The 3,203-nt window shown below is 31.1% G+C and carries 3 protein-coding genes; all 3 read left to right on the top strand.

All coding sequences use genetic code 11. The features are described from left to right. Positions 1–328 precede the first annotated feature (328 nt). A complete protein-coding gene (locus JMO20_RS10685; RefSeq protein WP_202709659.1) occupies positions 329–1,171 on the top strand; it encodes a hypothetical protein in 843 nt (280 codons plus the stop codon). 257 nt (positions 1,172–1,428) lie between these two features. After that, positions 1,429–2,100, top strand: coding sequence for a hypothetical protein (locus JMO20_RS10680; protein ID WP_207753488.1), 672 nt, complete (start codon positions 1,429–1,431; stop codon positions 2,098–2,100). Positions 2,101–2,430: 330 nt separating this feature from the next. Further along, positions 2,431–2,916 (top strand): P-loop nucleotide/nucleoside kinase family protein, encoded by a 486-nt coding sequence (locus JMO20_RS10675; RefSeq protein ID WP_202709657.1) that lies wholly within the window; start codon positions 2,431–2,433, stop codon positions 2,914–2,916. Positions 2,917–3,203: the final 287 nt, after the last annotated feature.

Below are 3,203 nucleotides of genomic sequence, written 5' to 3'. Positions count from 1 at the left end.
ACATAGAATTTACAGACAGTCCACAGGGAACGTGTGGACCGTCGCAATATTCTAGAAACGTTATATGACAGCCTGTACTAGCTTTGAATCATAAAAAAACAAATGTGTGTTTAGGTTGAGAAGAAGTAGATTATTGAGAATAAACTGGATATTTGAAAAGGGATGATTATGTGAATAATGATTTAAAATTATTTTGGCTATTTAGATGCACAGAAAAGCAATACGCAGTTTCATTTTGTAAAAAAGGGAATATAAAATTTAATACTCCAAAGTATTGGATTGAGATAGAAAAAAAGAAGGTAAAGGTAGAGGTGATTTACTTGAAGGTGTGTATGCTTCATTTCCATTACTTGATTCACATAATATATTGAAATATAGAAAAAAGAGAAATATTGTAAAGGGAAATACAATAGGTGAGATTACATACTTAAGAAGTGATGATATATTAGATATGCCAAGCTATTGCATGTTTGGACTTTTTAATCACTCATTTAAGACACAGTATTTTGAAGAAACCCAAAAGTGGGCTGATGTAAAATATGTAACTAGAGACTATTTTAAAGATTTTTATGATTATGAATCGAGAGAAGAGATAGAAAACATACCCGAAGAGAAACAACCAGTTCTTCTAATTATACAAAGTCCAAATAAATTTTTTGAAAGAATCTATAATTATTTTGAGAAAATTGGTATTAAAAGAAATGAAGTGCTAATATGGCCTGTAAGATATTTGGATAAAAGCAAACCATTTATGACAACATCTCAATTTCCTTCGGAATTATTTTTAAAAGATAAATGTTTCGAACATCAAAGTGAAGTGCGTATTGTAATTAATACTAAAAATAAGAAAGCTTTAAAGAAATTAAGAAGTGAAAATTATATTATAAATATTGGTAGTTTACATGATATAACACAAATTTATAGTTATTATTTAGATGATATGCTTATAGAAATGGATGGAATGACACTAAGGCATAACCTTCCAGAGCCTATAATTACTGATTTTGAGGATTTACCTAAGGATGAATTGTTAGGTATAGCTATTAATCTACGTAATGGCAATGGAAAACAATTAGGAGTAAAAGATGATAATGAAGTGAATAGTTCTTTAGAATTGATTGATAAGATTTTAAAGGATAGATATGGTATATATTCGTATTATATTGATTAAAATATTAAATTTAGGCTAGTACTAGTTTCCATAAAGGCCATCATATAACAATATGTTCCAGCAAGGGTGCATGATGGAAGGTTTTTGGGGTAATGTGCACCACATTCCTTCGTCGGGTGCAAGCACCAATATGGGGCAGACCTTTTGGGTCCGACTTAGGAACGTCTGGAACACGAGACGTTATGAGACATAGTTGCTAACAGAGTATTTGGTAAGGGATATAATACTAGACGTTAGTTCATAGAAAGGATTTTAGGATGAAAACTAATTATTCAAAAATAAAAGTTAGTCTTATATTTATTATAGTTTTTATGTTGGTATGTATTTATTATTATAATAAGCTCGAAGAGCCTTCTTTATTATCTGGTAATGACTTAAATGAAATTAGCTTTATTGATGAGTGGAGCAAATTTCGTGAATCAACAGGTTTTAGCGAAGAAGCTAAAGTGGAAACGTTTACCATAATTTATACTAAAAACAAAATATTAAAAAGTATTAGATTTAGAATAGTAGAGCAGACTTCTAGAAATGAATATACTGTATTGAGTTTATCAAAAGGATATTCTATTACTGCAAACAAAGAAAATTACGAGAAGGTAGAAATAAATAAGGTCAAAGGGGTTATAAATAAAAAATTAGTTTCTGTTAATAAATTTTTGAATAACATAGAATTATTAATAAGTAATGGAGACATATTTACTGGGAGTATATATAAATATTATGGACTGTATTTTACTGGGGAATTAGCAAAAGTAAGAATCAGAGGAGATTATTATGAAATTCGTAATGAACAGATTTCCAGTATAACACGACCTCAAGAAAATAAATTAGATAATATGAGTTATTATATTCATATTGCTGGGGCTAATGAATTAAATAATGGATTTGGAAGCAATGACACAAGAATAATACTTTTTAGAGAATATTAAAGAAATAGTAAATTATATATTATTAATCTGAAAAAATCGCAACTGCATCTCATAACAAAATTTTTGCGTAAATGTGCACTAGGGATAAGCTGTGAGGCTTTGTGCACCACACCTTCTCACTGGGAACAAAGTTCCACAAATGGGTATTTCTTTAGGGTCCAGTTCGAAGGTGTCGCAAACACGAAGACGTTATAGGAAATGATGATATCGTGGATGTTTTTGGGGTTTTGTTTGAAAAACCGTTGAGAATAGGTATATATTAAAGAACTGACCATGACGTATTAGTAGAAAAATACGAATTGCAGATTAATTATATTAGGTGGTGTTGGTATGGAAAAAGTCTTAATACTTATTGCTGGAATGCCCGGTGTAGGAAAAACAAGATTTGCAGAGTATTTATCTGGAAATTTAAGGGTTGCTTTAATATGCAAAGATAAGATGAAAGAAATAATCTGGGATAGAGTTCAATATGACACAAATACAAGAACTGAATCTAAGATATATGCACGATTGGCATATGACTTGTCTTTCCATTTTTGTGAAATGCTTATGAGAGCAAATCAGACCTTTATTTTTGAGAGTAATTTTGTTCATCCTGCTGGTGAAAACTTACATCGAATGGTGGAGAAATATGGTTACAAAGTTATTAATGTATTATTTGATGGCAATGTTGAAGTAATACATAAGAGATTTGTGGAAAGGGACGTCACAAGTGAAAGACATCCCTGCCTTACTTCAAATGGTTTCTTTAATGATTTAAATGTTTTAGAAATGCTGCACAAGCATGCGGTAACTTCAAATATGGAGATGTACTAATTGCTGTTGATGCAACAGATTTTTCGAAAGTATCTTATGAAAAACTGGCAGAAGAAATATTAAACACAAAATAGTTGCAACTGCATAGAAAGAGCATAATCAGATGTTGGTTTTCTTCGCGACTTTTATATTATGCGAAGTATTATTTGTGTGAAGGGCGTCATCACTTCCTATAACAAGGTTTTTTCGCAAGGGTGCACTAGGGACAAGTACTAGGGTACTGTGCACCACACCTTCTCACTGGGAACGAAGTTCCACCAAGAAGTATTCCTATAGGGTCCAGTTCG

This window comes from Sporosalibacterium faouarense (assembly GCF_016765695.1).
Taxonomy (GTDB): domain Bacteria; phylum Bacillota; class Clostridia; order Tissierellales; family VENL01; genus Sporosalibacterium; species Sporosalibacterium faouarense.
This window is presented reverse-complemented; position numbering and strand designations above follow the sequence as displayed.

Excerpts from the sequence above, each read along its gene's own strand:
- JMO20_RS10680 (WP_207753488.1), top strand. The coding sequence starts at position 1,429 with ATGAAAACTAATTATTCAAAAATAAAAGTTAGTCTTATATTTATTATA.
- JMO20_RS10675 (WP_202709657.1), top strand. The coding sequence starts at position 2,431 with ATGGAAAAAGTCTTAATACTTATTGCTGGAATGCCCGGTGTAGGAAAA.